This is a genomic window from Micromonospora sp. CB01531 (assembly GCF_001905095.1).
Classification (GTDB): domain Bacteria; phylum Actinomycetota; class Actinomycetes; order Mycobacteriales; family Micromonosporaceae; genus Micromonospora.
Map to the genome: position 1 here is coordinate 1 of NZ_LWLS01000131.1, position 1,606 is coordinate 1,606.

Annotated in this window: 2 protein-coding genes; both read right to left on the reverse strand. The window is 71.0% G+C overall.

Annotation, left to right across the window (positions count from 1 at the left end):
* Positions 1–595 (reverse strand): DUF2637 domain-containing protein (locus tag A6A27_RS39470; protein WP_241825676.1); only part of this gene is annotated, 595 nt, incomplete at its 3' end.
* Positions 592–1,606: AfsR/SARP family transcriptional regulator (locus A6A27_RS46630; RefSeq protein ID WP_274534629.1), on the reverse strand; the 1,015-nt coding region annotated here is incomplete at its 5' end. The genes A6A27_RS39470 and A6A27_RS46630, both read right to left, overlap by 4 nt.

Below are 1,606 nucleotides of genomic sequence, written 5' to 3' on the forward strand. Positions count from 1 at the left end.
GCTGCCTGAACCGAGAATGACCAACAGGGTCAAGAGGGGCAAGTGGCCGCGCCGGCTCGACGGTGAGGTTGCCGATGGCTTCTGGCACCGGACGCGGGCCGGATGGGCGTGCGGATGCGGTGGGCGTCGTGGCAGCCGATGGCATGCCTGGTTCTGGGGTGGTGGCGCGGATTCTGGCGGTGAGTTCGACGAGGCTGACGCTGGCGACGATGACGAGGCCGTCGACGGAGATGGGCAGCAGGTAGGCGGTACCGGCATCGGTTTCGCCGTAGCGGGCGGCGACGCCGACGAGATGCCAGTACGAAACCCAGGTGGCGATGGCGGCGATGACGGCGGTGGCGGCGATGCGGATGACGCCCAGGGCACGGCGGTGGTGGGGGACGCGGGAGATCAGTTCGACGGTGAGGAGCAGTGCCAGGGGTGGCCACGCGGCGATGATCTGGCTGATCGGGTTCGGTCGGGCGTGTAGGACGTTCGCGGCGATCGAGGCGGCGACGCCGAGGGTGAGGGTGGCGCGTACCGCCCACCGCAGTCGATGTAGATGATTGCCGCTTGCGGCGTGGCCGGCCGGTGTGGTGTCCAGTGTTGCGCTCATGGGGCTGGCCTGTCGGTGGGGCGGGTGCGGCGTAGGTCGGTGATGAGCTGGTCGGCGAGCGTAAGGGTGTCGTCGGCGGGTTCAGTGTCGATCTCGGCGAGGCGTCGGGTCAGGGTGCGGCGCAGCGCGCGGATGGTGTCAGGGTGGCCGAGGCGGGCGTGGGCGCGCATCGCGGCCTGGTAGAGGGTTTCGGTGTAGGGGTGCTGCTGCAGGGCGGTGTCGAGGACGGCGCTCTGGGCTGCGGGCTGGTCGGTGAGTTCCTCTATGAGGTCGGTGGTGGCGTCGAGGGCTTCTTGGCGTATGGCCTGCCGGTAGGGCTCGAGCCATTCGTAGTCGCAGCCGTCGGCGAGGGGGTGGTAGGCGGTCACGGCGCGGCGCAGCGCTTGGATGCGTTCGGGTGGGGATGCGGTGGTGCCGGCGGCGCGGATCGCGGCGCGCATGCGCCATAGGTCGATGTTGAATCGGTCGGGGTTGAGTTGGTAGCGGTGGTGGGGGTGGGTGAGGTAGGTGCCGGGTCCGGCGTTGTGGCGTAGCACGGCGCGAAGGTCCGAGACATAGGTGTGCAGCCGGTGCACTGCTTTGCTGGCGGGGGCGTCGGGCAGCAGGTCGTCCAGGATCGCTTCGACGGAGGCGCTGCCGTCGCGCACCGCGAGGTACACCAGCAGTTCCAGGGACTTCGCGCGTAGGTTTCGCTGCGGATCGGCGTCGGTGATGCCGGGCGGGCCGAGCACTGTCACCGTGATCTGGTCCGGCTGCGGCGGTGGCGTGGGTGTGTGCGGGGAGTCGAGGGCTGGCGTGTCAGGCCGGGACGGTTCGGCGACGGCTCGGGGCTGGCCGTTGCGGCTGAATGTGCCGGGCTCTGTCGGGGTGGTGTCGCCGCCGCTGGCCGGGGGGCGGTCCGTGTCCGGGCCGGCTGGCTCGATGACGGTGGGGCTGCCCGCAGCGACGCCTGGGCCGGGGCCGGCCGTGGACGCCGTAGCGGGGGACGCGGCGTCCGCGTCCTGCTCGTCG